Genomic DNA, 535 nt, shown 5'->3' on the forward strand with positions numbered 1-535 from the left:
ACCCCGATCATCAACAACCTGATCACCGCGATGAAGGAACTGAAGGCCAAGGTTGGCCCGACGTTCTACCTGTCGATGGCACCGGAACACCCGTATGTACAGGGTGGTTACGTCGCCTACTCGGGCATCTGGGGCGCCTACCTGCCGATCATCGACGGTCTGCGCAACGACCTGAACATGATCCACGTGCAGTACTACAACAACGGCGGCCTCTACAGCCCGTACGCCAACGGCGCGCTGAATGAAGGCACCGTCGATGCGCTGGTCGGGGGCTCCTTGATGCTGATCGAAGGCTTCAAGACCGTCGGCGGCACCGGCTGGGAGTTCAAGGGTCTGCGTCCGGATCAAGTGGCCTTCGGCGTACCGAGCGGCTCGCGTTCGGCCAACACCGGCTTCGTCACTTCGGCCACCGTCGCCAACGCGCTCAACTGCCTGACCAAGTTGCAGAACTGCGGCACGGTGAAGCCGGCCCAGGCCTACCCGACCTACCGCGGCGTGATGACCTGGTCGATCAACTGGGATCGTACCGACGGCT

General features: G+C 62.6%; 1 pseudogene. It reads left to right on the forward strand.

Going from position 1 to position 535, the window contains the following annotated elements:
• A pseudogene (locus NLI84_RS18865) lies at nt 1-535 on the forward strand (chitinase); the annotation flags it as partial.

The sequence above is a fragment of the Chitinolyticbacter albus genome (assembly GCF_024437655.1).
Lineage (GTDB): Bacteria > Pseudomonadota > Gammaproteobacteria > Burkholderiales > Chitinibacteraceae > Chitinolyticbacter > Chitinolyticbacter albus.